This is a genomic window from Pseudomonas sp. PDM17, from assembly GCF_014851985.1.
Lineage (GTDB): Bacteria > Pseudomonadota > Gammaproteobacteria > Pseudomonadales > Pseudomonadaceae > Pseudomonas.
Genome location: NZ_JACVAT010000001.1, coordinates 331,494 through 355,969 on the forward strand (window position 1 = coordinate 331,494; position 24,476 = coordinate 355,969).

Annotated in this window: 19 protein-coding genes; 8 read left to right on the top strand and 11 right to left on the bottom strand. The window is 65.6% G+C overall.

Annotated elements, in window-relative coordinates; all coding sequences use genetic code 11:
* The first annotated feature begins 53 nt into the window (after positions 1-53).
* Positions 54-989 carry a glutathione S-transferase family protein gene (locus IB256_RS01550; protein ID WP_192291747.1) on the top strand — a complete coding sequence of 312 codons (936 nt, stop codon included), beginning with the start codon at positions 54-56 and terminating at the stop codon, positions 987-989.
* Here IB256_RS01550 and IB256_RS01555 read toward each other — a convergent pair.
* The gene (locus IB256_RS01555; RefSeq protein WP_192291744.1) at positions 970-1,740 is read right to left on the bottom strand and encodes a DUF4344 domain-containing metallopeptidase; all 771 of its coding nucleotides are present in this window, start codon (positions 1,738-1,740) and stop codon (positions 970-972) included. The genes IB256_RS01550 and IB256_RS01555 overlap by 20 nt on opposite strands.
* Positions 1,741-2,711: 971 nt before the next feature.
* Here IB256_RS01555 and IB256_RS01560 point away from each other — a divergent pair.
* Complete coding sequence (locus tag IB256_RS01560; RefSeq protein ID WP_192401064.1) at positions 2,712-4,583, top strand: sulfatase-like hydrolase/transferase; 1,872 nt, start codon at positions 2,712-2,714, stop codon at positions 4,581-4,583.
* Positions 4,584-4,757: 174 nt separating this feature from the next.
* Here the strand turns inward: IB256_RS01560 and yejK are convergent, their stop codons facing one another.
* Both yejK and IB256_RS01570 read right to left on the bottom strand, forming a co-directional pair.
* On the bottom strand, positions 4,758-5,765 hold the full coding sequence (gene yejK, locus IB256_RS01565) for a nucleoid-associated protein YejK (RefSeq protein WP_192291739.1): 1,008 nt from the start codon (positions 5,763-5,765) through the stop codon (positions 4,758-4,760).
* Between the two features lie 115 nt (positions 5,766-5,880).
* Entirely contained in the window at positions 5,881-7,245 is a 1,365-nt protein-coding gene (locus IB256_RS01570) for a TAXI family TRAP transporter solute-binding subunit (protein WP_192291736.1), read from the bottom strand.
* A gap of 133 nt (positions 7,246-7,378) precedes the next feature.
* Here IB256_RS01570 and sbcD point away from each other — a divergent pair, with 133 nt between their 5' ends.
* From sbcD to IB256_RS01590, 4 genes are all read left to right on the top strand, one after another.
* Positions 7,379-8,599 (top strand): exonuclease subunit SbcD, encoded by a 1,221-nt coding sequence (gene sbcD / locus IB256_RS01575; RefSeq protein WP_192401066.1) that lies wholly within the window; start codon positions 7,379-7,381, stop codon positions 8,597-8,599.
* Positions 8,596-12,054 carry an AAA family ATPase gene (locus IB256_RS01580; RefSeq protein WP_192401068.1) on the top strand — a complete coding sequence of 1,153 codons (3,459 nt, stop codon included), beginning with the start codon at positions 8,596-8,598 and terminating at the stop codon, positions 12,052-12,054. The genes sbcD and IB256_RS01580 overlap by 4 nt, the downstream gene beginning before the upstream one ends.
* A gap of 11 nt (positions 12,055-12,065) precedes the next feature.
* Complete coding sequence (aac(6'), locus tag IB256_RS01585) at positions 12,066-12,515, top strand: aminoglycoside 6'-N-acetyltransferase (protein ID WP_405307223.1); 450 nt, start codon at positions 12,066-12,068, stop codon at positions 12,513-12,515.
* Between the two features lie 391 nt (positions 12,516-12,906).
* The gene (locus tag IB256_RS01590; RefSeq protein WP_138216203.1) at positions 12,907-13,398 is read left to right on the top strand and encodes a Dps family protein; all 492 of its coding nucleotides are present in this window, start codon (positions 12,907-12,909) and stop codon (positions 13,396-13,398) included.
* A 46-nt stretch (positions 13,399-13,444) separates the two neighbouring features.
* Here IB256_RS01590 and IB256_RS01595 read toward each other — a convergent pair whose 3' ends face one another.
* Together IB256_RS01595 and IB256_RS01600 are read right to left on the bottom strand one after the other, a co-directional pair.
* A complete protein-coding gene (locus IB256_RS01595) occupies positions 13,445-14,260 on the bottom strand; it encodes a hypothetical protein (protein WP_192401070.1) in 816 nt (271 codons plus the stop codon).
* Positions 14,261-14,289: 29 nt separating this feature from the next.
* Positions 14,290-15,525 carry a dienelactone hydrolase family protein gene (locus IB256_RS01600; RefSeq protein WP_192291714.1) on the bottom strand — a complete coding sequence of 412 codons (1,236 nt, stop codon included), beginning with the start codon at positions 15,523-15,525 and terminating at the stop codon, positions 14,290-14,292.
* 170 nt (positions 15,526-15,695) lie between these two features.
* Here IB256_RS01600 and IB256_RS01605 point away from each other — a divergent pair, with 170 nt between their 5' ends.
* Positions 15,696-16,238 carry a hydrolase gene (locus IB256_RS01605; protein ID WP_192401071.1) on the top strand — a complete coding sequence of 181 codons (543 nt, stop codon included), beginning with the start codon at positions 15,696-15,698 and terminating at the stop codon, positions 16,236-16,238.
* A gap of 18 nt (positions 16,239-16,256) precedes the next feature.
* On the opposite strand, the gene IB256_RS01610 is transcribed toward IB256_RS01605, so the two are convergent.
* The gene (locus tag IB256_RS01610) at positions 16,257-17,147 is read right to left on the bottom strand and encodes a LysR family transcriptional regulator (RefSeq protein ID WP_151188154.1); all 891 of its coding nucleotides are present in this window, start codon (positions 17,145-17,147) and stop codon (positions 16,257-16,259) included.
* 158 nt (positions 17,148-17,305) lie between these two features.
* On the opposite strand from IB256_RS01610, the gene IB256_RS01615 reads away from it, so the two are divergent.
* Positions 17,306-18,829: an MFS transporter gene (locus IB256_RS01615; RefSeq protein WP_192401072.1), complete on the top strand. Its 1,524-nt coding sequence runs from the start codon at positions 17,306-17,308 to the stop codon at positions 18,827-18,829.
* 60 nt (positions 18,830-18,889) lie between these two features.
* Here IB256_RS01615 and rlmF read toward each other — a convergent pair whose 3' ends face one another.
* From rlmF to IB256_RS01640, 5 genes are all read right to left on the bottom strand, one after another.
* Positions 18,890-19,891 (bottom strand): 23S rRNA (adenine(1618)-N(6))-methyltransferase RlmF, encoded by a 1,002-nt coding sequence (gene rlmF / locus IB256_RS01620; RefSeq protein ID WP_225601575.1) that lies wholly within the window; start codon positions 19,889-19,891, stop codon positions 18,890-18,892.
* 52 nt (positions 19,892-19,943) lie between these two features.
* Positions 19,944-20,522 (bottom strand): VTT domain-containing protein, encoded by a 579-nt coding sequence (locus IB256_RS01625; RefSeq protein ID WP_081516063.1) that lies wholly within the window; start codon positions 20,520-20,522, stop codon positions 19,944-19,946.
* A gap of 10 nt (positions 20,523-20,532) precedes the next feature.
* The gene (locus IB256_RS01630; protein ID WP_024762881.1) at positions 20,533-20,829 is read right to left on the bottom strand and encodes a winged helix-turn-helix domain-containing protein; all 297 of its coding nucleotides are present in this window, start codon (positions 20,827-20,829) and stop codon (positions 20,533-20,535) included.
* A gap of 34 nt (positions 20,830-20,863) precedes the next feature.
* Positions 20,864-22,693 carry an SLC13 family permease gene (locus IB256_RS01635; RefSeq protein ID WP_081516061.1) on the bottom strand — a complete coding sequence of 610 codons (1,830 nt, stop codon included), beginning with the start codon at positions 22,691-22,693 and terminating at the stop codon, positions 20,864-20,866.
* 111 nt (positions 22,694-22,804) lie between these two features.
* Entirely contained in the window at positions 22,805-24,460 is a 1,656-nt protein-coding gene (locus IB256_RS01640; RefSeq protein WP_192401073.1) for a thiamine pyrophosphate-binding protein, read from the bottom strand.
* Positions 24,461-24,476 lie beyond the last annotated feature (16 nt).

Sequence of the window (24,476 nt, forward strand, 5' to 3'; positions counted from 1 at the left end):
GTCCTACGTAAGGGTTAAGCTGCCGGACCACCTTCCGGCCGCTGGAGCCCACCATGTCCGAGCTGATCCTGCACCACTACCCGACTTCGCCCTTCGCCGAAAAGGCGCGTCTGATGCTGGGCTTCAAGCAGCTGTCCTGGCGCTCGGTGACCATTCCGCCGCTGATGCCCAAGCCGGACCTCATGGCCCTCACCGGTGGTTACCGCAAGACTCCGGTGCTGCAGGTCGGCGCCGACATCTACTGCGACACCGCGCTGATCGCCCGCCGTCTGGAGCAGGAAAAGGCCGTGCCGGCACTGTTCCCCGAAGGCCACGAATTCACCTCGGCCAGCTTCGCCCTGTGGGCCGACTCGGTAATCTTCCAGCATGCCGTCAGCCTGGTGTTCCAGCCCGAATCCATCGCCATGCGCTTCGGCAAGCTGCCGCCGCAGTTCCTCCAGGCCTTCGTCGCCGACCGCAGCCAGCTGTTCAGCGGCGGCACCGCCAGCAAGCTGCCGGCCGAGCAGGCCAAACACCAGTGGCCGGCCTTCATGGCTCGCGTCGAGGAGCAACTGGCCCGAGAAGAGGGCGACTTCCTGTTCGGCGAACCCTCCATCGCCGATTTCGCCCTGGCGCACTGCCTGTGGTTCCTCAAAGGCACGCCGGTCACCGCGCCGCTGGTGGACGATTACCCGTCGGTCGCTGCCTGGCTCGGCCGCGTCCTGGGCTTCGGCCACGGTGCCGCCAGCGAGATGAGTGCCGAGGAAGCCATCGCCGTGGCTCGAGACAGCCAACCGGCGGCACTGCCGGAAGAGGCCTTCGTCGATCCCAACGGCTTCAAGGCCGGCCAGCGCGTGGTAATCGCCGCCACCGACTACGGCTGCGACCCGGTGGAAGGCGAGCTGCTGCACGCCGGGCTGGAAAGCCTGATCCTGCGCCGCGAAGACCCGCGCGCCGGGACCGTCCACGTGCACTTCCCGCGTATCGGCTTCAGCATCCGCCCGGCCTGAGTCCTGCCGGGCCGGGGCACTGCCGCGTCACCGGCGTACGCAGACGCGGCAGGTTTTCGGCCATTTCGCGGAAGTGCTGCAGGCGCTCGTAACAGAGCGCCATTTCCCCGCTGTTGCTGTTGTACCAGGCGTCCGGTGCGCCACAGCTGACCAGCCGCAGGTTCAGCGGGCGCGGCGGGTGAAACAGGCGGAAGACCTCGTTGACCATCAGCTGCAGGTGATCGCCGTCGCGCAGCAGGGCGATCAGCGGCCCGACTTGCTCCAGGTTCATCGAGGGCGTGTCCCAGCTCAGGCGCCAGGCCGTGTGGTGCTGGATCGAGGACGTGCGCCGGGTGTGCCGGATCCATTCGAACGCCTTGCTCGCCTGGCGGAACTCCCGGTCGCAGTAAACCGCCCGCTCGTAAGGCAGGCCGGTGAGCGGCGGCAGCCAGTCCAGCCGCGCCATGTCGCTGCCATAAAGCAGGCAGGCGATGTTGTAGTAGCGCTGCTCGTCCAGCGGGTGGCTGTCCCAGGCCAGCACCTGGTCCGGCGGCAGCTTGGGCGTCTGCCATTCCAGCCGCCAGTAGTCGGCGATATCCAGCAGGCGTGCGTCCACCTCGTCGCGCGGCAACCGGGCGTAGAGGTGGAACAGCAGGATAAAGCCGAGCTGGTCCGCCGCATCCTCCTCACGCCCGAGCACCGGCAGGTCGTACTCGGCGATCAGTACATGCCCCATCTCGTGCATCACGCTGAACTCGGCGTTGGCCAGCACGAAGCGCGCGACGTTCGGTGTAAGTGCGGCGGACGGGGGGCCAGCGCCAGCGAAGTTGAAGCACAGCAGCAACAGAAGTGCGAGATACGAGAGGTGTGTCCGGAGGATCCCGGGGAGTGTTTCTGCGGCTCTTGCTGGGAATGGGCCGGACATAGCGGCCACCAAGAAGTGGGGCGGTTCTTTTGACTCTAGCATTCCGTTGCGGGGCAACCTGCGTTGAACCGACGGGGTTACTGTATGCCGTTGATTATATGCCTGTCTGATTGAGCGCTGAGGTGTATAAAACATCTGAGCCACCCCTGAAGCAGCTCATTTACTACGAAGAGACTCCCGGTCTTAGTAGCAATCGATTCCTGTTGTCGTTGATGCTGCGCTTATGAATCGGCACAGGGTTGCCGGTGATCACTTTGATCGCCGAGGCGAACCGCCGCTTCCTCTCTTTTGGCTGCTAGCAATGAAATTGATAGTTCATCGTGAAGGAGCGGCCCGCCTCAAGCAGGTCAATGGGTAAAAGAACGCCTCGTGACTAATTGCTTAGCCAGCTAAATAAAAAGGTGGAAAATTTCCGAGGTCGTCCGTGGCTTTGGTTGAGTGTGGGAAACGAGAGCACCGCCGAAAACTCGAATAATAGGATTTGCTTTTTTATCAGGAATAAAGAAAATCTCAAGGTTGCGAACAGGGTAAGTGGGCTTCTGGCTGCTGCTATTCTTGTAGTAAGAGCGCGTTCCTTGGGCAGTGGGTGCGTGTCGCTACGGGCAAAGGCGGAAATGGAAGGGTTGTTGATTAGGATGATTGTATAATGATTTGTATTAACTTAATGGAAGGCTCCTTTGTGCCTTTGCCGGAGTTGGAGTAGGGGCGGAGGAGGCCGGATTGGCTCAAATAAATATTTTGGCGGATTTATGAACGATTATCTCCAGGGGTGACCTGGTAGAGAGATTTAACCTGCCTTGTTGGGGTGTGTGCCAAGAATGTCCGTTTCCTTTTCTAAAAGTTGGCCGGAAATAGTGCGTCAGCTTGGTATTTCGACTGCTATTTTTCTGATGGTTCCGCTGCTTTTTCTCTTGGTGTATTTTGAGTGGCTACATGCGCCTTTGAGTGTGTTTGGTATTCATGTGCGCGTGGTCGCCTGGTTTGCAATGGCCTTGGCGGGGGTCCGCATTTTAATAAGCCTGTTACCAATTGAAACGGCTCTGAGGCGAATGTTGTCATCTTTGGCAGTCGGTTGCGTGTTTTTCGGATTTGTCGCTCTGTACAGTGGCGTTGTCGTCGGGGTGAAGCTATGGGGAAGGCCAGCTTCGTTGCAACTCGTTTCCATCTACTTTTCACAGGCTGCAGCTACTTTAAGGGTGATGGATATAAGTATTTACTGGGTGGTCGGTGTCGCCGGTTTGTTTGCTTTGATCGTTGTGGGTTCAGCATATTCTTATCTTAAAAAATATGATTGGGCTCTGAGATTTCGCGAGAGTATGTCACCTATTACTAGTGGGGTAGTGGCTGCCAGCCTTTTGTGTCTGTTCTCGGTTTATGCACTTTCCTTCGAGAACAGGGAGTGGGGGGCTCAAGGAGAACCACTGAGCCTTGCCCTTTTTCCTAATCAGGGTGACCTGGTGGCTCAGAGTCATCATGTTGGACTTTTACGCATGGCAGAGTTGCAGAGCAAGCACGATGCTGCTCGAGCTTCATACGTTCCCAGCGCAGGTGTGCACAAGAGCAACATTATTTTCATAGTCGTTGATGCATTGCGTGCGGACCATCTTTCCTTGTTCGGGTATAACCGAAAGACATCCCCGGGCCTGGAGCGCATCAGATCTGAAGGCGCCATGAGTGTGGCGACATCAGCGGTAGCAGTTTGCAATGAGTCATTTTGTGGCTTACGTGGGTTGGCAAGCTCTCAAACTGTAGCTAACCAGGCGGAGCACCCGTTCTCCGTATATGATGTTGTAAGAAAGTACGGGTACAAGGTCAACCTCGTCCTGTCTGGTGATCATACAAATTTCTACGGATTGGCGAATATGTATGGCCGGGTGGATAGCTATTTTGATGGTGCCAGCCAGAAGGGTCGCTATATAAATGATGATCGGATCCTGCTTGATCGTTTGAATGCTCAGCCGAAGTGGGATGGTACTCCCACAATGTTTCAGTTTCACCTGATGTCAGCGCATTTTCTTGGGCTGCGTTTAGATGAGACACCAGAGTTTGGTCCCGGGCGCCCTTATGGGGTGATTCGAGACTGGTCGACGAGTACAGTTGAATCAGCAAATAATTATTACGATAGAGGTGTACTCCAGGCTGACGCAGTTATTGGGAGTTTATTGGAAAGATTAAAGGCGCTTGGATATCTTGAGGACGCTCTGGTGGTCGTTACCGGGGATCACGGTGAGTCTTTGGGGGAGCGTGGTTTGTATGGCCATGTTCGAGGTGTTTGGGAAGAGTCTCTACGAGTTCCTTTTATAGTGATTGCCTTTGGCAAGGCTGATCCGGTTTTGCTTCGATCTTCCGAGGTAATCTCGCAGATTGATATTGCACCAACAGTGCTTCAGGCTCTTGGTATGAAGGTTCCAGATGTCTGGATGGGGGCTGCGCTGCAAACACCGTACAGTCGTCGATATATAGATTTTCAACAGGCAAAACTGCTGGGTTTGATAGATACTCAATCGCGTGAGCAATATAAGTTCTGGGTCGATACTCAGTCTGGTAATACTTTTACATATAGTCTTTTATCTGATCGCAAGGAGGAGTTTGATATTTCCGGTAAAATCGCGCCGGAGCTCATGAATGAGTGGCGTGAACATTTGAAGCAGCAGTCGGGGGCACTGCCTGCGGGTGTTCAGTATCGCTGAAGATGTCGTTGACAGGCGCCGTACAACGTCTTGGGAGAGCGTCGGTGATGTTGGACATTGTACGGCAGGCGTCACCCAATACGACTGGTAATGCCGGGATTTTGTACCTGTATCGGGTGAGACCCATACTGGGGATGCCCATTTCTCCAGGGGCATTCCCGTGGTAGCAGGCATTTAGTCCTTGCGGCGCTTGAGCTGGTCCTGCAACTGAGTCGGCAGGCCGCGGATGATCAGCATGTCGCGGGCCTCGTCGTACTCCACCTTGCTGCCCAGCAGGTGCGCCTCGAAACTGATCGACAGCCCCTCGGCGCGGCCGGTGAAACGGCGGAACTGGTTGAGGGTGCGCTTGTCCGCCGGGATCTCCGGCGACAGGCCGTAGTCCTTGTTGCGGATGTAGTCGTAGAAGGCGCGCGGCGCCTGGTCGTCCATCAGCTCGGAGAGCGCGTCCAGGGCCATCGGCTCGCCGATCTTGGCCTGGCTGGTGGCGTAGTCCACCAGCACGTCGGTCTTCTCGCGGGCCTGTTCTTCGGGCAGGTCTTCGCTCTCCACGAAGTCGCTGAAGGCCTTGAGCAGGGTGCGGGTTTCGCTCGGGCCGTCGACGCCCTCGGTGCAGCCGATGAAGTCGCGGAAGTAGTCGGAGACCTTCTTGCCGCCCTTGCCCTTGATGAACGAGATGTACTGCTTGGACGTCTTGTTGTTCTGCCACTCCGAGATATTGATCCGAGCGGCCATGTGCAGCTGGCCCAGGTCCAGGTGGCGCGACGGGGTCACTTCCAGCGCGTCGGTCACCGCCACACCTTCGCTGTGGTGCAGCAGGGCGATGGACAGGTAATCGGTCATGCCCTGCTGGTAATGGCAGAACAGCACGTGGCCGCCGGTGGAGAGGTTGGATTCTTCCATCAGCGTCTTCAGGTGCTCCACCGCCTGCTTGGAGAACGCGACGAAGTCCTTGCCGTTGTCCAGGTACTCGCTCAGCCAGCCGCTGAACGGGTAGGCGCCTGACTCGCTCTGGAACAGGCCCCAGGCCTTGTTCGGCTTGGCGTTGTAGCTCTCGTTGAGGTCGGCCATCAGGTTCTCGATGGCCTGGGAGTCGCCCAGCTCGGCGTCGCGCGCGTGCAGCGTCGCGGGATTGCCGTCGGGCTTCTTGTCGATCAGGTGGACGATGGCGTGACGAATCGGCATGGCGGACCCGGAAGTTCAGTGCCGGCGGCGCCGCAGGCGTCGAAGCGGCGGCGGGGCGGGCGGATTGGAAAACGCCAGAGTTTACCCGACCCGGCGCCGGGATGCGCGACGCCGATCAGTCCGCCGCCGGCACCAGCCCCTCGTCGCGCTCGCGGCGGTTGCGGCGCAGCTGGCGCAGTCGGCGGATCACGTAGTTCAGGTGCAGGTGCAGTTCGTATAGCTCGTTGTAGTAGGAGAGCGGCACCTCGACCTTGGCCAGTTCGGCCTCCAGCTGCTCCAGGCGTTCAATCTCGGTGCTCAGCTCGGCGCTGCCGGTGCGCTCGTCCAGGCGCCGGTCGATCTCGCGCAGGTAGCGGTACCAGCGGTAGATGCGCGCACGGATGCGCCAGCGATACAGCGGGCCAATGGACTTGAGCAGCGGGATGAGGATGGCGATGAAGGGGATCAGCAGGATGATGTAGCGGTCCGCCAGCGAGGCGATGCGGAACGGCAGGAAGCGCTGCAGCAGCGGCGGGCCGCTCTTGTAGTAGCGCTCGGCGTCTTCCTGCAGGGCCAGTGTGCGCGGCTCGGCGCTGGGGAAGGCGCCGGCTGCGTCGAGCAGGGTGCCGCTCTTCATCACCGCACGCGCGGCTTCGAGGATCAGCGGGGTGAGCGCCGGATGGAAGTCGCCGTTGACCACCAGGGTGGCGACCGGCGAGAGGGTCGCAAGGTCCTCGTCCGGCACGTTCTGCGCCAGGTTCAGCAGGCCCTCGCTGACCTCCACGCGCTTGAGGAAGGGAATCCGCGCCTCGTAGGCATGGGCGCGGCGAAATCCGGTGAGCTTGAGCTCGGGGCTCGCCGCCAGGCGCTGGATCAGCGGGTTCTCCGCCGGGCCGACGAAGAAGGCGGCGTCCAGTTCGCCGGCCAGCAACTGGTTGGCCACCGCGTTGCCGCCGTGCGCTTGCCAGCCGGCGGGCAGGGGATCGGTGGGAATCTCGTTGGCCTTGAGGATGGCCTCGGTCACCGCCTCGGTGCCGCTGCCGGAACCACCGATGGCGACGCGCAGGGCGAGCAGGTCGGCCAGTCGGTCGATCTTCGCTTCGCGGCGCTGAAACAGCCACAGCGGCTCCTGGAACACGGCGCCCAGTGTCTGCAGGTGCGCGCGTTGCTTGGGTTCGAGCTGTTGCTCCTGGCCGCTCTGCACCAGCGCCAGGTCCACGCCGCTCTTGCCGTCCAGCAGCTTGCCGAGGTTGTCGCGGGAACCTGCGGTGCGTACCAGCTGCAGGTCGAAGCCCTGCTTGGCCAGTTCCTCCTTCAGCCGTTGGCCGAACACCGCATAGCCGCCACCCGGCGCGCCGGTGGCCAAGGTGGCGCTCATCGGCGGCGGCGGCGCGACGAAGTAGAAGACCGCGGCGACCAGCGCGGCCAGCACCGGCACCAGCCAGAGGTTGGCGCGGACCAGGATGGCGAGGTCCTTGAGCATGTTCAGAAGGCGTTGCATGGGGAGTCCTTGTGACGACGTGCTGTCCTGAAAAGATAGCCAGCCTGCGCGACGGCGGCCGGCGAATCCGCCATCGGCAAGGCGCAAACCGCTATCATCGCAAGCCTCGAAACACGGCTGCGGACTTCACGGCATGCGCATTCTCCACACCTCCGACTGGCACCTGGGCCAGCATTTCATGGGCAAGAGCCGCGAGGCCGAGCACCAGGCGTTCTGCGCCTGGCTGGTCGAACAGGTGCGCGAGCAGGCCGTGGACGCGGTGATCATCGCCGGCGACGTGTTCGATACCGGCGCGCCGCCCAGCTACGCCCGCGAGCAGTACAACCGCTTCATCGTCGAGCTGCGCAGCACCGGCGCGCGCCTGGTGGTGCTGGGCGGCAACCACGACTCGGTGGCGATGCTGGAGGAGTCCCGCGACCTGCTGGCCTGCCTGGATACCCAGGTGATCGCCGCCGTCGGCACCGACCTCGACCGCCAGTTGCTGGTGCTGCCGCAACGTGACGGCCAGCCCGGCGCCATCCTCTGCGCGATCCCCTTCATTCGTCCGCGCGATGTGCTCACCAGCCAGGCCGGGCAGAGCGCGCAGGACAAGCAGCTGGCCCTGCAGCAGGCGATCCAGACACACTACCGCGAGCTGTTCGAGCGCGCCGAGGCACAACGTGCAGCCCTCGGCCGACACCTGCCGATCATCGCCACCGGCCATCTCACTACCGTCGGCGCCAGCGCCAGCGAGTCGGTGCGGGAAATCTACGTCGGCACCCTGGAAGCCTTCCCCACCAGCGCCTTCCCGGCGGCGGACTACATCGCCCTCGGCCACATCCACCGGCCGCAGAAGGTCGGCGGCCTGGAGCACATCCGCTACTGCGGCTCGCCCATCGCGCTGAGCTTCGACGAGGCGACCCAGGGCAAGGAAGTGCTGCTGGTGGACCTGGATGACGGCGGCCTGCGCAGCGTCACCGCGCTGCCGGTGCCGCGCTTCCAGCCGCTGAAGTCGGTGTCCGGCAGCCTCGCCGAGCTACCCGCCGAGCTGGCCCGCGTCGCCCGCGAAGGCAGCGCGGAGCAGCCGGTCTGGCTGGAAGTGATGGTGCACACCGACGACTACCTGACCGATATCCAGTTGCGCGTCGAGAAGCTCTGCGAAGAACTGCCGGTGATCGTCCTGCGCACCCGCCGCGAGCGCGGTACAGCACAGGCGGCGCTGTTCAGCGAGGCCAAGGAAACCCTCGACGAACTCAGCCCCGAGGACGTGTTCCGCCAGCGCCTGGACGCCGAGGACCTGGAGGCGCCGCTGCGCGAGCGCCTGACCGGGCTCTACCGGGAAGTCGTGGCCGAGCTGCAGGAGGAACGCCCGTGAGAATCCTCAGCCTGCGCCTGAAGAACCTCAACTCGCTCAAGGGTGAATGGAAGATCGACTTCACCGCCGAGCCCTTCGCCGGCAACGGCCTGTTCGCCATCACCGGGCCGACCGGGGCGGGCAAGACCACGCTGCTCGATGCCATCTGCCTCGCCCTGTACCACCGCACGCCGCGCATGAGCGTGCTGTCGCAGAGCGGCAACGAACTGATGACCCGGCACACCGCCGACTGCCTTGCCGAAGTGGAATTCGAGGTGAAGGGCCAGCCTTACCGCGCCTTCTGGAGCCAGCGCCGCGCCCGCGACAAGGCCGAGGGCGCATTGCAGGCGCCGAAGGTCGAACTGGTGCGTATCGACCGCGCCACCGGTGAAGGGCAGATTCTCACCGACAAGATCAACGACAAGCTGAAGCAGACCGAGACGCTCACCGGCCTCGACTTCGAGCGCTTCACCAAATCCATGCTGCTGGCCCAGGGCGGTTTCGCCGCCTTCCTCGAAGCCAACGCCAACCAGCGCGCGGAGCTGCTGGAGGAGCTCACCGGTACCGAAATCTACGGGCTGATTTCCCAGCGTGTATTCGAGCGCACTCGTGAAGTACGCGGCGCGCTGGACCAGTTGCGCGCCCGCGCCGAAGGCTTCGAGCTGCTCAGCGCCGAACAACGCGGCGAACTGGAACAGCAGGGCCGCGACGCCGCCGTGCAGGAAACCGCCTGGCAAGCACAGCACGCAGCACTCCAGGCACAACGCCGCTGGCGCGAAGACCTGACCCGCGCGCAGCAGCAGGTCGAGCAGGCCGGTGCGAAAGAGGCAGGCGCGCGCCAGGCGCTGGAGCAGGCGCAACCCGATCTGCAACGTCTGGCGGACAGCGAGCCCGCCGCACGACTGCAACCGTTGCACCACGCCTGGCGCAGCACCCACGAGAGCGTTGAACAGGGCCGCGCGGCGCTGGAGGACAACCGCACGCAGCAGGCGTCCAACCGCGAAGCGGTCGCCCAGGCGCTGTGGGAGGCCAGCCAATACGCGCAGCAGATGCTGGCTGCGCGCGAGGGCGAGCGCAAGGCTGTCAGCGAACAACACCAGGAGCTGCAGGCGCGTCTGGCGCAGCATCCGCAGCGCGCGAAACTGGGAGAACTGCTCGGCGGCTGGCGCGCGCTATTCGCCCAGCGCTCGCGTCTGGCCCAGACCATTGCCGATCTGCAGCGGCAGGCGCAGGCAGCCGACCAGGCATTGCAGAACGCGACCGCGCAGCGCCAGACGCTGCAGGGCACCGTCGCCTTCATGCAGCAGCAATTCGACGCGGCCGGTGCGCAGGAGCGTCAGCACGAGCAGCAGCTCGATGCCTTGCTGGGCGGCGTAACTGAAACGGGCCTGCGTGAACGTCTGCAACAGGCGCAACTGCAAAGCCGGGGGCTGGACCGTCTGGAGCAACTGGCTCAGGCCCGCGCTCAAGCGACTGCGCAGCTGTCACGCTGGCAGCCCGAACGGGATGCGCTGCGCCAGAAAAAAACCGAGCGCGACACGGCCATCGTCGCGCTGCGCGAGCGTTATCAGGTGACCAAGCAGCGGGTCGCCGACAAGGAAAAACTCCTGCAGCAGGAGCAGCGCATCCACCAGCTGGAGCATCTGCGCGCGCAGTTGCAGCCCGGCGAGGCCTGCCCGCTGTGCGGCTCGCCGGAGCACCCGGCGGTGGCGGCCTACCAGGCGCTGGATGTGTCCACTACTCAGCAGGCGCTGGAGCAGGCGCGCCAGCATTTGGCCGAGCTGGAAAGCCAGGGCATCGCCCTGCGTGGCGAGCTGGCAGAACTGGATGCGCAACTGCAGCAGGGTCAGCGTCAGCTGGACGAAGCCCAGGCCGCGCTGGCACAGCACCAGCAGGCTTGGCAGCAACAGTGTGCAGCGCAGGGCATTGTGCTGAAGGACGATCAGCAGCTCAGCGCCGAGCGCGAGCGCCATGAGTCGTCGCTGGATGCCTTGCAGCAGCAACTGAAGGCGCTGGAAGCGCTTCGGGTTCAGCTCCAGCAGGCGCAGCAGCAACGCCAGCGCGCCGAGCGCGATCACGCCGAAGCCGCACAGCAGCTGGCGCTCTTCGAGCAGCAACAGACCCACGAACACCAGCGCCAGGAAGAGCGCGCGCAGCAACTCGCGGTTCAGCGTACTGACCTGCAACAGCAGGACCAGACACTGGCCACCACGCTGGGCGAACTGGGCTACAGCGTGCCGGACGACGGAGAGCAATGGCTTGCCGAGCGCACCGCGCAATGGCAGCAATGGCAGCAGGACCAGCAGCGTGGCCAGGAACTGGCTGCGGCCGAGCGCGACGCCGAACAGGCTGCCCGCGCGGCGCAACAGATTGCCGCGCAATGGCAGCAGCGTTGGCAGACGGCTGGCTTCGATGCGCGCGAGCCGCTGGCGATTCACGCAACTCCACAACAGGCATTGGTACAGGCCGAGGAGCAGCTTGCTGCCGCCCAGCGTCAGGCCGATGCCTTGCAAGGGCGCGAGCAGTCGCTGGCGGAACGGCTGGAGCAGGAGCAGGCGCGCCTTGCCGAGCGCCTGGCGAGTTGGCAGCAGGCGCTGGCGGTGAGCCCGTTCGCCGATGAGGCGACCTACCTCGCCGCGCTGCTGGATGATGTGCGGCGCAGCGAACTCAGTGAACTGCGCCAGCGTCTGGAAACGGCCATCACCGAAGCCGTTACCCTGCGCACGGCCGCGAATCAGGACGTCGAGCGCCTGCAGGCCGAGCCCCATGGCGAACACGCGCTGGAAGAACTCGACCAGCAGTTGCAGGCACTCGCCACGCAGCTGCGCGAACTCGGCCAGCGCCAGGGCGAGATTCGTGCCCAGCTGCAAGGCGACGACAGCCGTCGCGCCAGCCAGCAGAGCCTGTTTGCGGAAATCGCCCGGCAAGAGGAAGAACACGATCTCTGGCAGCGCCTCAACAGCCTGATCGGCGCCTCCGACGGCGCGCGCTACCGACGCTTCGCCCAGGGCCTGACCCTCGACCACCTGGTGCACCTCGCCAACCGCCAGCTGCAGCGCCTGCACGGTCGCTACCAGCTGGCCCGACGCAGCGACGGCGAGCTGGAACTGGAAGTGGTGGACACCTGGCAGGGCGACACCGCGCGTGACTGCAAGACGCTGTCGGGCGGCGAGAGCTTCCTGGTCAGCCTGGCTTTGGCGCTGGCGCTGTCCGACCTGGTCAGCCACAAGACCAGCATCGATTCGCTGTTCCTCGACGAAGGCTTCGGTACCCTCGATGGCGAGACGCTGGAGGTTGCGCTGGACGCCCTCGACAGCCTCAACGCCACGGGCAAGACCATCGGCGTGATCAGCCACGTCGAGGCGCTGAAGGAGCGTATCCCGGTGCAGCTCAAGGTGCACAAGGGCGTCGGCATGGGCTACAGCCAGCTCGACGCACGCTTCCGCTTCAACCCGGAACGATTCGAGCCGGAGTAAGCCTGATGGACATGCCCGTGCGCCACTGCGAAGAGAACGATCTGGCCGACTGGATCGACCTGCGCCTGCAACTCTGGCCGGGCGACCACGCGGAAGCATTCTTCGAGGAAGCGCGCGACATACTTGCGCAGCCGCATCGCTTCGGCGCGTGGTTGGCTCGCGATGAACAGGGCAGGGCGCTCGGGTTGGCGGAAGCCTCGGTGCGCAGCGACTACGTGAATGGCACGGAAGGATCGCCCGTGCTGTTTCTCGAAGGCATCTACGTGCGTGAGGACGCACGCCGGCAAGGCGTGGCGCGGGCGCTGGTGCGTGCGGTGCAGGCCTGGGGTCTTGCGCGCGGCTGCGTGGATTTCGCCTCCGATGCGGCGCTGGACAACAGCGTCAGCCATGCCTTGCATCGTGCGCTGGGCTTCGTCGAAACCGAGCGGGTCGTGTACTTCCGCAAACCCCTCAACGATTGATTCACATCAGTCGGAACGCGTGCGCGGCACTGCGGTCAACTTGCAATCGACGTCAGGCGAGATAGGCTCAAGACCGCGTAAGTCAGCCGTTCCCGCCCGGGTCGGCATCCACAGGTATCGTGATCTTTCGTAGAGGTGATTTGTGATGAAGCAATCCGCATCGGCTCCGAAGAAACCCGCAGCGGCCAAACCCGCCGCGAAGCCGGCTGCGAAAGCGGCCAGCAAACCTGCCGCAAAACCTGCCGCTGCCAAGCCGGCCGCCAAGCCTGCTGCCAGCAAACCCGCTGCCGCCAAGACTGCCGCGGCCAAGCCCGCTACCAAGGCCGCTGCTGCCAAGCCAGCTGCTGCCAAACCGGCTGCCGCCAAGGCCGCGCCGCGCCGCGCCCCTGCGCTGGCCACGCCGTCGGACCTGAGCAAGAACGCCACCCGCGATCTGTCCGCGGCGCTGAACCGCCTGCTGGCGGATGTCTTCGCGCTGTACCTGAAGACCAAGAACTTCCACTGGCACGTGAGCGGTCCGCACTTCCGCGACTACCACCTGCTGCTGGATGACCACGCCACCGAAATCTTCGCGATGACCGACGCCATCGCCGAGCGCAACCGCAAGATCGGCGGCAATACCATCCGTTCCATCGGCCATATCTCGCGGCTGAAGCGCATCCTCGACAACGATGCCGAGTTCGTCCAGCCGCTGGACATGCTGGCCGAGCTGCAGGAGGACAACAAATCGCTGACCTCCTACATGCGCGAGGTCCATGACCTGTGCGACGAGTACCACGACATCGCCACCGCCAGCCTGATCGAGAACTGGATCGACGAGACCGAGCAGCGCACCTGGTTCCTCTTCGAGACCAGTCGCCGGGGTGACAACACCGGTCACTGATCCTGGTGCCGGCAATAGAAAAAGGCCCCGCGAGGGGCCTTTTTCGTTACTGCGCCGCCGCGGGCTGGCTCTGCCAGAAGGTGGAGAACTCCTCGAACGGATAGCGCGTGCCGTCGTAGCTGACGGTCTTGCGCACGGTCTTGGGCGCGCCGACGTTGTCGCCTTCGTGCTCGCGCTGCACCTTCGAAGTCACGATCAGGTCGGCATAGCCGTGATGACTGTCCTTGCCCATGGCCAGGGTGAGTTGCGAGCGCTCGATGACCAGCTTGTCGGCGCCCCCGCAGACCACACCCTCGAGCGTCGTCCACTGCCGCAGGTAGGTGCGGAACACTTCCCTGAGCTGGTCGCCCTGCGGCGCGTAGAGGCTGAAGTCGTCATAGGACCAGGCGTCCGGGCAGCTTGCGCCGCGCGCCACGCTGCCGATGATCAGGCCGAAGCCGCGCACCTCCGGCGCCAGGCGATAGCGTGCGGTGTCGAGCCACAGGCTGGAGCTGTCGATCTCCACCAGGGCGTCCTCGCCGATGCTGTCGTCGCTGCGCGTCACCAGCTTGCCGCTTTGTGTGTCGAGCTGGCCGACCAGCAGGTTCAGGTTGCGCTCGCCCGGTTCAGCCTTTTCGCCCGCCGCGCTGTAGGCGACCGCAACCACCTTCAGCTTCGGGTCGTCCGGCCAGGGCTTACACGCAGCGGCTACCACGGGTGTTGCCGCTCCTGACTCCGGTGCCTGCCAGCCCTGCTGGCCGAGCAGCCCCGCTAGCGTCTGCAGGGTGGCTGCGTCGCAGGGCTGCGCGGTGCGCTCCGCTGCGCCGGCGCTGGCGGCAAGGGTCAGCAGCGCGGCGCAGGTCCATTTCCCTATGGGGTACATCGGGTGCTCCTTGGGTTCTTCGAGGAGGATCAGCGGCCTTCGCTGTCCTTCCACTTGGTCATCAGGGTGTTCGACTCCAGGCTCTCATCGAGCAGCTTCTTCGCTGTCTCCACGCCGGCCACCGGCAGCCCGGCGGGGTCGAGCAGGCCGATCTGCACCAGCACGCTGGCCTGGTCCCAGTAGATGTGCTCGTGGCACAGCTTGTCGCCACGGAAGCGGATCACGCCGAGCATGGGGATCTCCACGTACTTGCCGGTGGGCGGCACGCCGGGAAGCATCCAGTCGATCTCGCTGGTGTGGGTGAAGCACATGACGAATTCGTCCACCACCTGCAGCGCGCCGACGGTGCGGGAGATCGGCACCAGCTTCATGTCCGGCGGGTTGCCGTGGACGAAGTGGTTGCGGTAGAAGCGCGCCAGTTCATCCTGGCCGACGCCGCCGGTCATGGTCGGGATGTGGTTGACGTAGGGCTGGGCGACCATGGTCGCCATGGTGGCGGGCACGTCGCGGGCAGCGAACTCGTGGTGGATGTGGTCTTCCCACAGCTGCGACAGGTCGAAGTCCGGGCCGATCTCGCGTTTCAGCGCGCCGATGCTGCGCTCGTGGGCCATCAGCGCGGCGGGCTTGTCGAAGTGCATGCCGTTGGGGCGGGCGAAGGCGTGGTCGACGCCGGGGTAGCTGTAGATTTCCGCCTTCGGCAGTTTGCCGAGGACTTCGCCGATGGCGTCGCGGGCGCTGGCGTCGCAGTACACGTCCTGCTCGGCGAAGTGCAGCACCAGGCGGCCCCGGATGTTCTGCGCCTCGTCGAGCATCTGCTCGATGCCCATGCCGTAGTAGCCCACCGAGCAGGCCGCGTCGGTACGCGCGGCGGTCAGGTAGGCGAGCTTGCCGCCCAGGCAGAAACCGACGTAGCCGATGCCGCGCTCCTCAACCTCCGAAAGGGCACGTAGCGCGTCCATGGCAGCGGCGATGTCATCCACGCCCTTGTCCACGTCGAAGCGCTGGAACAGGCCGATGGCCTGGCCGAACTCGGCTTCGCTGTAGCCCAGTTCCAGGTTCGGCTGCAGGCGCCAGAACAGGTCGGGCACCAGGGCGACATAGCCTTCCTCGGCATAGCTGTCGGCGATGCTGCGCATGTTGGCGTTGACGCCGAAGATCTCCTGGCCGATCACCACGCCGGGGCCGTGCCCGCTGGCCGGTACCGCGAGATAACCGCTGAAGCTGCCACTGCCGTCGCGTGCGGCGATGCTGATGTTCTTGCCCATGTTCCCTTTTCTCCCAGGCTCGTTGTTGTGTTGTTCTGGCGCCGCATAGGGTGCGTGCTGGAGCAGCGCCTGCCAAGTGGCCGATGGTGCGATGGCGGTTGACAGTGCGTCGCCGTGGGACCACAACTCGGGTTTGAATTCCCGCTCTCGAACGCAAGGAGGACACCCCGATGCTGCTGCGCGCCCAGGCCTCGACCCTGCTGATCATCGACATCCAGGAACGCCTGTTCCCGGCCATTCACGACAACGAGGCAGTGCTGGAGCACAGCGCCTGGCTGCTGGCGATCGCGCGGCGGCTGGGTGTGCCGGTGCTGGCCAGCGAGCAGTACCCCAAGGGCCTCGGCCCGACGTTACCGGCGCTGCGCGACGAGCTGGCCGAAGGCGAGGTGCTGGAGAAGATTGCCTTCTCGGCCGTCACCGATCCCGGCCTGTCACAGTTGCCCGGCGGTGATCGCCGGCAGTTCGTGGTGTGCGGCACCGAGGCCCATGTGTGCGTGCTGCAGACGGTATTGGGCCTGTTGGCGGAGGACCGCGAGGTGTTCGTGGTGGCGGAGGCCGTCGGCTCGCGCCGCCCGCAGGACAAGGAGCTGGCGCTGGAGCGGATGCGCCAGGCCGGCGCGGTGATCGTCTCGCGGGAGATGGTCGCCTTCGAGTGGATGGAGCGCGCCGGGACGGAAGTCTTCCGCGAGATCAGCAAGCAGTTCATCCGCTGAACCGCCCGTGAGTGCCCCTCAACGGGTGACGAACAGGCGGTCGCCGAGGAAGTCGAGGAACACCCGCAGCTTCAGCGGCATGCGCCGGCCCGCCGGCCACAGCGCGTGGAAGCTGCCCTGGTGCGTGGTGTGTTCGCTCAGCACCTGCACCAGCCGGCCGTCGTTGAGTGCGCTGCGCACTGCGAAATCCGGCAGGCAGGCGATGCCCATGCCCTGGCTGGCGACGTTGATCAGCATGTCGGCGGTGTTGCAGATCAGCCCGCCGTCCAGGCGTGGCTCCGTTTCGCCGGGTGCCAGCTTGAGCGGCCAGCGCTGCACCAGCCCGCTGCTCGGGTAGCGGTAGTGCAGGCACAGGTGCTGGTTGAGGTCCGCCGGCCGCCGCGGCGTGCCGTACTGCCTCAGGTAGCCGGGCGAGGCCACCAGCAGCAGGCTGAAGTCGCCCAGCTTGCGCGCCTTCAGCCGTGAGTCGCGAAGATCGCCACCGCGCACCACGAGGTCGAAGCCCTCTTCGATGACGTCCACCAGGCGGTCGGTGAAGTCGATGTCCAGCTGGATGCGCGGATAGCAGCGGAGGAACTCCGGGAGCACCTGCGGCAGCAGCCCGGCCACCAGCGGCATGCTGATCTTCAGCCGGCCGCGAGCCTGCTGGGTCGACAGCGCCAGTTCCTGCTCCGCTGCTTCCAGCTCGTCGAGGATGCGTCGGCAGCGTTCGAGGAACAGCTGGCCTTCGTTGGACAGGCTCAGGCTGCGCGTGCTGCGGTGGAACAGGCGCACGCCCAGGCGCTCTTCGAGGCGCGCGATGCTCTTGCCCACCGCCGAGGCGGAAAGGCCGAGCAGGCGCGCGGCCTGGGCGAAGCTCAGGGAGTCGGCGACCTGGAGGAAGACGCGCAGGCCGTTGAGGCTGTCCATGGAAAGGTGTCCGTGCGAGCGGGCAGCCATTGTGCCGCGCGATGGGGGGGCGATTGCGGACTCAAGCGTCCGTTTTGTTCGGAATCCTAGCCTGTTTTTCCGTAATGCCGGGTTGATTAGCTTTGGGCAGATCTTCCTCGACTCCTTGCGGACCCACCATGAAGTCTTCCCACGACACCCCTGAGAACCGATCCGAGGCCTCACGCTGGCTGCTATTGCTCGCTGCCAGCCTGACGGCGGTGCTGATTCCCCTGTGCTTCACCGGCCCGGCCGTGGTGCTGCCGGCCATTGCCCATGAGCTGGGCGGGTCGGCTGTGGCGCTGAACTGGATCGTCAACGGTTACGTGCTGGCCTACGGCGCGGCAATGATGGCGGCGGGCAGCCTGGCGGATGTCTACGGGCGCAAACGCGTCTGGCTGGTCGGCCTGGCGCTGTTCTGCGTGACCACCCTGGCGATCCCGCTGGCCGGCTCGGTGGCGGCCATCGATGTGTTGCGCCTGGTCCAGGGCGCGGGCGGTTCGGCCGCCTTCGCTGCTGCCATGGCGGCGCTGGCGCAGGAATTCGACGGGCCGATCCGCACACGGGTGTTCAGCCTGCTGGGCACTACTTTCGGCGTCGGCCTGGCGTTCGGCCCGCTGCTCGCCGGCTGGCTCACCGACGGGCCGGGTTGGCGTTGGGTGTTCCTGGTGCCGGCGGTGTGCGCGCTGGCCTCGGTGCCGGTGGTGGTGCGCTTCTGCCGCGAAACCCGTGACCCGCAGGCGTGCGGCCTGGACTGGCCCGGCGCGCTGAGCTTCACCGCCGCTCTCAGCCTGTTCACCTACGGCCTGCTGCTGGCGCCCGAGCAGGGCTGGGCAAGCGTCCCGGTAATCGCGACGCTGGTGCTGAGCGGCGTGTTGCTGGTTGTGTTCATTGCCGTCGAGCGCCGAGTGGAGCGGCCGTTGCTGGACCTGTCGCTGTTCCGTCAGTGGCGCTTCGTCGGCGTGCAGTTGCTGGGCGCGTCGCCGGCGTTCGCCTATGTGGTGCTGATCGTGCTGTTGCCGGGGCGCTTCATCGGCATCGAGGGGCAGGGCGCGCTGCAGGCGGGCTGGACCATGCTGGCGCTGTCGGCGCCGCTGCTGGTGGTGCCTTTCCTGGCGTCACTGCTGGCGAAGCACTTCAGTGCTGGCAGCCTGTCTGCCATTGGCCTGCTGATCGTCGCGGGTGGCTTGCTCTGGCTGGCGCGCAACCTGGCGGAAGGTGTCGCGCCGGATATTCCGCTGCTGGTGATCGGCATCGGTATCGGTCTGCCGTGGGGGTTGATGGACGGCCTGGCGGTAAGCGTGGTCGAGCGCGAACGCGCCGGTATGGCGACGGGCATCTTCAACACGGTGCGGGTGTCCGCCGATGCGGTGGCCATCGCCGTGGTCGGCGCCTTGCTGGCGACCCTGCTCGCGGCGCAACTGCAGCCGCTGGGCCTGGCCGCGGCGGAGCGCCTGATGAGTGCGAACCAGCTGGCCATCGGCAACCTGGCGGTGGTGGTCGAGCAACTGCCGCAGCTGGCGCCCGAGCAACTGCGCAGCGACTACGTGGCGGTGTTCAGCCGGGTGCTGGAGCTGCTGGCGGGGGTGACCTTCGTGGTCGCTGGGCTGGTGTTCCTGCTGCTGGGTCGGGAACGCGCGCCGGTGCTCGCCGCCGAAGCGTAGGTCGAACAACAGCTTGCGGTTATCCGCCGAGCCGTTGTGCGCGGTGTGTGGCGGCTTGATTCAGTAGCGGCGGTGTTCCGGCTCGAAGAAGGTCCAGGCGACGAAGCGGCTCTGCTTCTGCCCCTGGGCCATGTCCACGGTGCGGATGGAAATGGCGCCGGCCTTTTTCAGCGCGCGGCGGAAGTCGTCCAGGTTGCCGGCCTTGGACACCAGCGAGCTGAACCAGCGGACCTGCTGGCCGACCTCGGCGCTTTCCATCGCCAGCTTGCGCAGGAAGGCGATCTCGCCGCCTTCGCACCACAGCTCGTTGCTCTGCCCGCCGAAGTTCAGCTTGGGCAGCTGGCGCGACGGGTCGAGCTTGCCGAGGTTCTTCCATTTGCGCCGGCTGCCACTGCTGGCTTCCTCGGGCGAGGAGTGGAAGGGCGGGTTGCACAGGGTCGCGTCGAAGCGCTCGTCGGTACTGAGCAGGCCGCGGAAGATGTGTTTCGGATCGTGCTGCTGGCGCAGTTCGATGGCATCGCTCAGGCCCGGATTGCCGTTGACGATGGCGTGGGCGGAGGCCAGGGCAGCGGGTTCGATGTCCGAGCCGAGGAAGCGCCAGCCGTAGTCGCGGTGGCCGATCAACGGGTAGATGCAGTTGGCGCCGACGCCGATATCCAGCATGCGCACGTCCGGCCCGCGCGGCACGCTGCCGCCGTTTTCCTCGGCGAGCAGGTCGGCGAGGTAGTGCACGTAGTCCGCCCGGCCGGGGATCGGCGGGCAGAGGAAGCCGGCGGGGATGTCCCACTGGCCGATGCCGTACTGCGCTTTCAGCAGCGCGCGGTTGAACACCCGCACCGCCTCCGGGCTGGCGAAATCGATGCTCGGCTTGCCGTAGGGATTGGTGATGACGAAGCGACCCAGCTCCGGGCAGCCCTCGATCAGCGCGGGGAAGTCATAGTGCCCCTGGTGGCGGTTGCGCGGGTGCAGCAGGTTCGGCCGCTTGGCGGCAGGGTCGCGCAGCGGTTGGGCAGGCTTTGCCGGGGCGGCGGGGCGTTTGGGCGGTCTGGGTGCTTTCGACATGAGGGCGCGCGGGGCTGGGATGCGGTGGGCGATTTTCCCACAGTTGCGCGCTTCAGCCGAGCAGCACGTTGCCCAGGCGGTCGAACAGCAGGCAGCAGAGCAGCAGCGGAATCGGCAGGCCGAGCAGGGTGCCGAGCATGTAGGGCCAGAAACCGATGCCCGAAAGCGCGAGGCTGTAGTTCAGCGTCGGCGAGGTGATGAAGGCGTGGCGCAGCAGGAACACGCTGCTCGCCGGTCGCTGGTCGAGGTGGCTGAACACCGCGCGGGTCAGTTTGTTGTTCAGCAGGCGCAGGCCATTGCCGCCGACGGCGCGCACGATCAGGAAGGTGAAGCCGCAGGAGAATACCGCCGCGCAGTAGGTGATCAGCCCGCCCCACAGCTTGCCCATGGCCAGCACGGCGGCGGCGAGGAACAGCAGGCCGGGGATGTGCAGCAGGTTGCCCAGGGCGAACAGGCCGACGAACAGCAGCAGGCCGCGCAGGCGGTTGTCAGTCAGCTCGTTGCGCAGGTAGTCGAGGCTGAACTCCTCATGCAACCCGCTGGCGCGGTAGAGCAGCACCAGCACCACGGCGAAGGCGAGCAGCAGGATCAGTCGGCGAAAGCGCCAGAGGGTGGGGGGGACGGCAAGCATGCGGGCGGGCTCAGGGATACTGCAGAATGTCCTTGATCTTCGGCAGGTGCGCGGCGATCCAGCGCGGATCGATGGCGCCCCAGTCGCGGATGCGGTAGTGGCCGGCGTTGTTGCGCTCGCCGTCGTGCTGCTCGAAGGCGCAGTCGATGTCCAGGTCGGCCAGCGCGGCCAGGGTGTCCTGGGCGGTGCGCCGGGGCATGCCGGTGGCTTCCATCAGCGCCGGGACGCTGGTCGCAGTGCCGCTGTCGATCAGCCAGGCGACGTAGAGGCGGCGGTAGAAACTGCTTTTGGTCTTGCTCACTTCCATCGAGACGATTCCTTGGCGATCTTGTAATGGGCGGCTACAGCGGCAGCAGCCAGGGTACCAGCACAACGCTGACGATCATCACCAGAATCGTGAAGGGTACGCCAACCTTGACGAAATCGGCGAAACGATAGCGCCCCGGCCCCAGCACCAGGGTGTTCACCGGTGAGGAAATCGGCGTCATGAAGGCGGCCGACGCGGCCAGCGCGACGATCATCGCGAAGGCTTCGGGGGAGGCGCCCAGGGCCTTGGCCGTGGCGATGGCGACCGGCGCCATGAGCACGGCGGTGGCGGTGTTGGAGATGAACAGGCCGATCACCGCGGTCAGCACGAACAGGCTGGCGAGGATGGCGTAGGGGCCGGCGCCGCCGAGTGCACCGACCAGGCCGTTGACCGCCAGGGTGATGCCGCCGGTCTTCTGCAGCGCCAGGGCGAAGGGCAGCATGCCGACGATCAGCAGCAGGCTCTGCCAGTGGATGGCGCGGTAGGCGCTGTCCATGTCGATGCAGCGGAACGAACCCATCAGCAGGCAGGCGATCAGTGCGGCCATGACGTTGGGCACCAGCCCGCTGACCATCAGGACCACCATTACCGCCAGGCTGAACAGTGCGTGGGGCGCCTGACTGGCGGCAGGGGCGGCTTCGTCCACCTCGGCGGGCAGGCTGAGCACCAGGAAGTCGCGCGCGCGCGCCTGCAGCTGGCGGATTTCCTTCCAGCCGCCGATCACCAGCAGGGTGTCGCCGACCTTCAGCTTGGCGTCCAGCAGGCCTTCCACCAGGGCTTCGCGGTTGCGCCGCAGGCCGACCACGTTGAGGCCGAACTGGCTGCGGAACTCCAGGTCCAGTACGCTCTTGCCAAGCAGGACGGACTCCGGCGGCATCGTCACCTCGGCCATGCCCACTTCGTGGGCGCGTTCGGTGAAGTAGTCACCCTGCAGGCTCAATGGCTCGAGGCCGAACTCGTGGTACATGCCCAGCAGGTCGCTGCGCTCGCCGTAGATATCCACCAGCAGCACGTCGCCGGCGTGCAGCACGATATTGGCGCCGGGGCTCAGTATCTTCAGGCGGAAGTGCACCATGCGCTCGATGGCCACCACGTTGGTGCCGGCACGGGCGCGCAACTCGATGTCGCCCAGGCTCTTGCCCACCAATTGCGAATCGGGGCGGATGCGCAGGCGGCGCTCGCGGCCGGCGAGCTGGTAGTCGCGGATCAGGTCGCCCAGGGTTCGGCGCTTGACGCGCTGCCCGTCGTCGTCGCCGTCATCGCCCAGCCAGCGCCGCGCCACCAGCATATAGCCGACGCCGAGCACCAGCACCACCAGGCCGAACGGCGTGAAGCTGAAGAAGCCGAAACCCTTCGAACCTTCGCGCACCAGCTCGCTGTGGATCACCACGTTGGGCGCGGTGGCGACCAGGGTGAGCATGCCGCTGATCAGCCCGGCGAAGCTCAGCGGCATCATCAGCCGGCGCGGCGACACGTGCAGGCGCGCGGCGATGCTCAGCACCACGGGAATGAAGATGGCGACCACGCCGGTGGAACTCATCACCGAGCCGAGCCCAGCCACGGCGAGCATCAGCAGCACCAGCAGGCGCGTCTCGCTGGCGCCGGCGCGGCGGGTCAGCCATTCGCCGATGCGGTAGGCCACGCCGGTGCGCACCAGGCCTTCGCCGATGACGAACAGCGCGGCGATCAGAATGACGTTGGGATCGGCGAAGCCGGCCAGTGATTCCTGCACGCTGAGGATGCCCGACAGCGGCAGGGCGACCATCACCAGCAGGGCGACCACGTCCATGCGCGGACGGTTGATGACGAACAGCCCGACGGCGGTGGCGAGCAGGGCGAGGACCCAGATCAGTTGCAGACTCATGCGCTTCCCTAGCGATTTCCCGGCGCCATTGTGCCCGCAGGAGCGGGCGCAATGCCTTGACCCGGTGCAGCTTAGCGAAGCCTGCGCTGCTGCGGGGGAAGCGAAAGGTCCTCAGGGCAGCCGTGCGACCGGGGTGATCTGCTGTGGATCGGTGCGCAGTTCGATCAGCGCGGGCTTGCCGCTGGCCTGGGCACGCTCGAAGGCGGCGGCGAAGTCCTCGGTTCTCTCCACCAGCTCGCCATGGGCACCGAAGGCGCGGGCGAGGGCGACGAAGTCGGGGTTGCGCAGCTCGGTCGCGCTGATGCGGCCGGGGTATTCGCGCTCCTGGTGCATGCGGATGGTGCCGAGCATGCCGTTGTTCACCACGATGACGGTCAGCGCCGCGCCGTACTGCACGGCGGTGGCCAGCTCCTGCGGGTACATCATGAAGCAGCCGTCGCCGGCGAAGCACACCACGCTGCGCTGCGGGTCGCGCAGCTTGGCGGCGATGGCGGCGGGAAAGCCGTAGCCCATGGCGCCGTTTGTGGGGGCGAGCTGGCTGCGCGGCGAGCGATAGCGGTAGAAACGGTGCACCCAGACGGCGTAGTTGCCGGCGCCGTTGCTGATCACCGCGTCGTCCGGCAGGGTTTCGTTCAGGTACTGGACGACCCGGGTGAGGTCCACACCCTTCGGCGATTCTGCGTTCTGCGGCGGGGTGATATAGCTGAGGTAATCGGCGCGTGCCGCGGCGGTCCAGTCAGCCCAGGGCGTCTCGGCAAGGGGAGCGAGGTCGGCGAGGGCGGCGGCGATCTCCGGCATGCCGGCCTGGATGCTCTGGTCCGCCTGGTAGACGCGGCCCAGCTCGCTGGCGTCGGGGTAGACGTGGATCATGCCCTGCAGCGGGCGTGGGCTCTGGATCAGGCTGTAGCCGGCGCTGGGTGTTTCACTCAGGCGCGAGCCGAGCACCAGCAGCAGGTCGGCTTCCTGCACGCGCGCGGTGAGCCTGGGCGAGGCGCCGAAGCCGAGCTGGCCGGCGTACTGCTCGTCGCGGTTGTCGATCAGGTCCTGGCGGCGGAACGAGGCCACCAGCGGCAGGCGGTTGGCGTGGGCGAAGGCGCGCACCTGCGCGCAGGCCTCCGCTGTCCAGCCGGTGCCACCGACGATCAGCAGCGGGCGCCGGGCCTGGCCCAGGCGCTCGCGCAGTTCGGCCAGTGCGTCGGCGCTGGGGGCCGCACGCGTGATGGGCGTGGGCAGTACATCGGCGACCTGTGCTGCGCCGAACAGCACTTCCTCCGGCAGCCCGATCACCACCGGGCCGGGCCGCCCGGACTGGGCGACGCGGAAGGCGCGGGCGACGATCTCGGGCAGGCGACGGATGTCGTCGACCTCGGTGGCCCACTTGGCCAGGCCGCCGAACATCTGCCGGTAGTCCACTTCCTGGAAGGCTTCGCGGCCCTTGAAGGCGCTTTCCACCTGGCCGATGAAGAGAATCATCGGCGTCGAGTCCTGCATCGCCGTATGCACGCCGTTGGCTGCGTGGGTCGCGCCCGGCCCGCGGGTGACGAAGCAGATGCCGGGGCGGCCGGTGAGCTTGCCGTAGGCATCGGCCATGTTCGAGGCGGCGCCTTCGTGGCGGGTGACGATGGTCTGGATGGCGGCCGCGTCGTGCAGGGCATCGAGCACCGGCAGGTAGCTTTCGCCGGGGATGCAGTAGACGGTATCCACCGCGTGGCGCAGCAGGGCATCGACGAGGATCTGGCCGCCGTTGCGGGCCGGAGTATCGGACATGGGCGTGGGGTTCCTT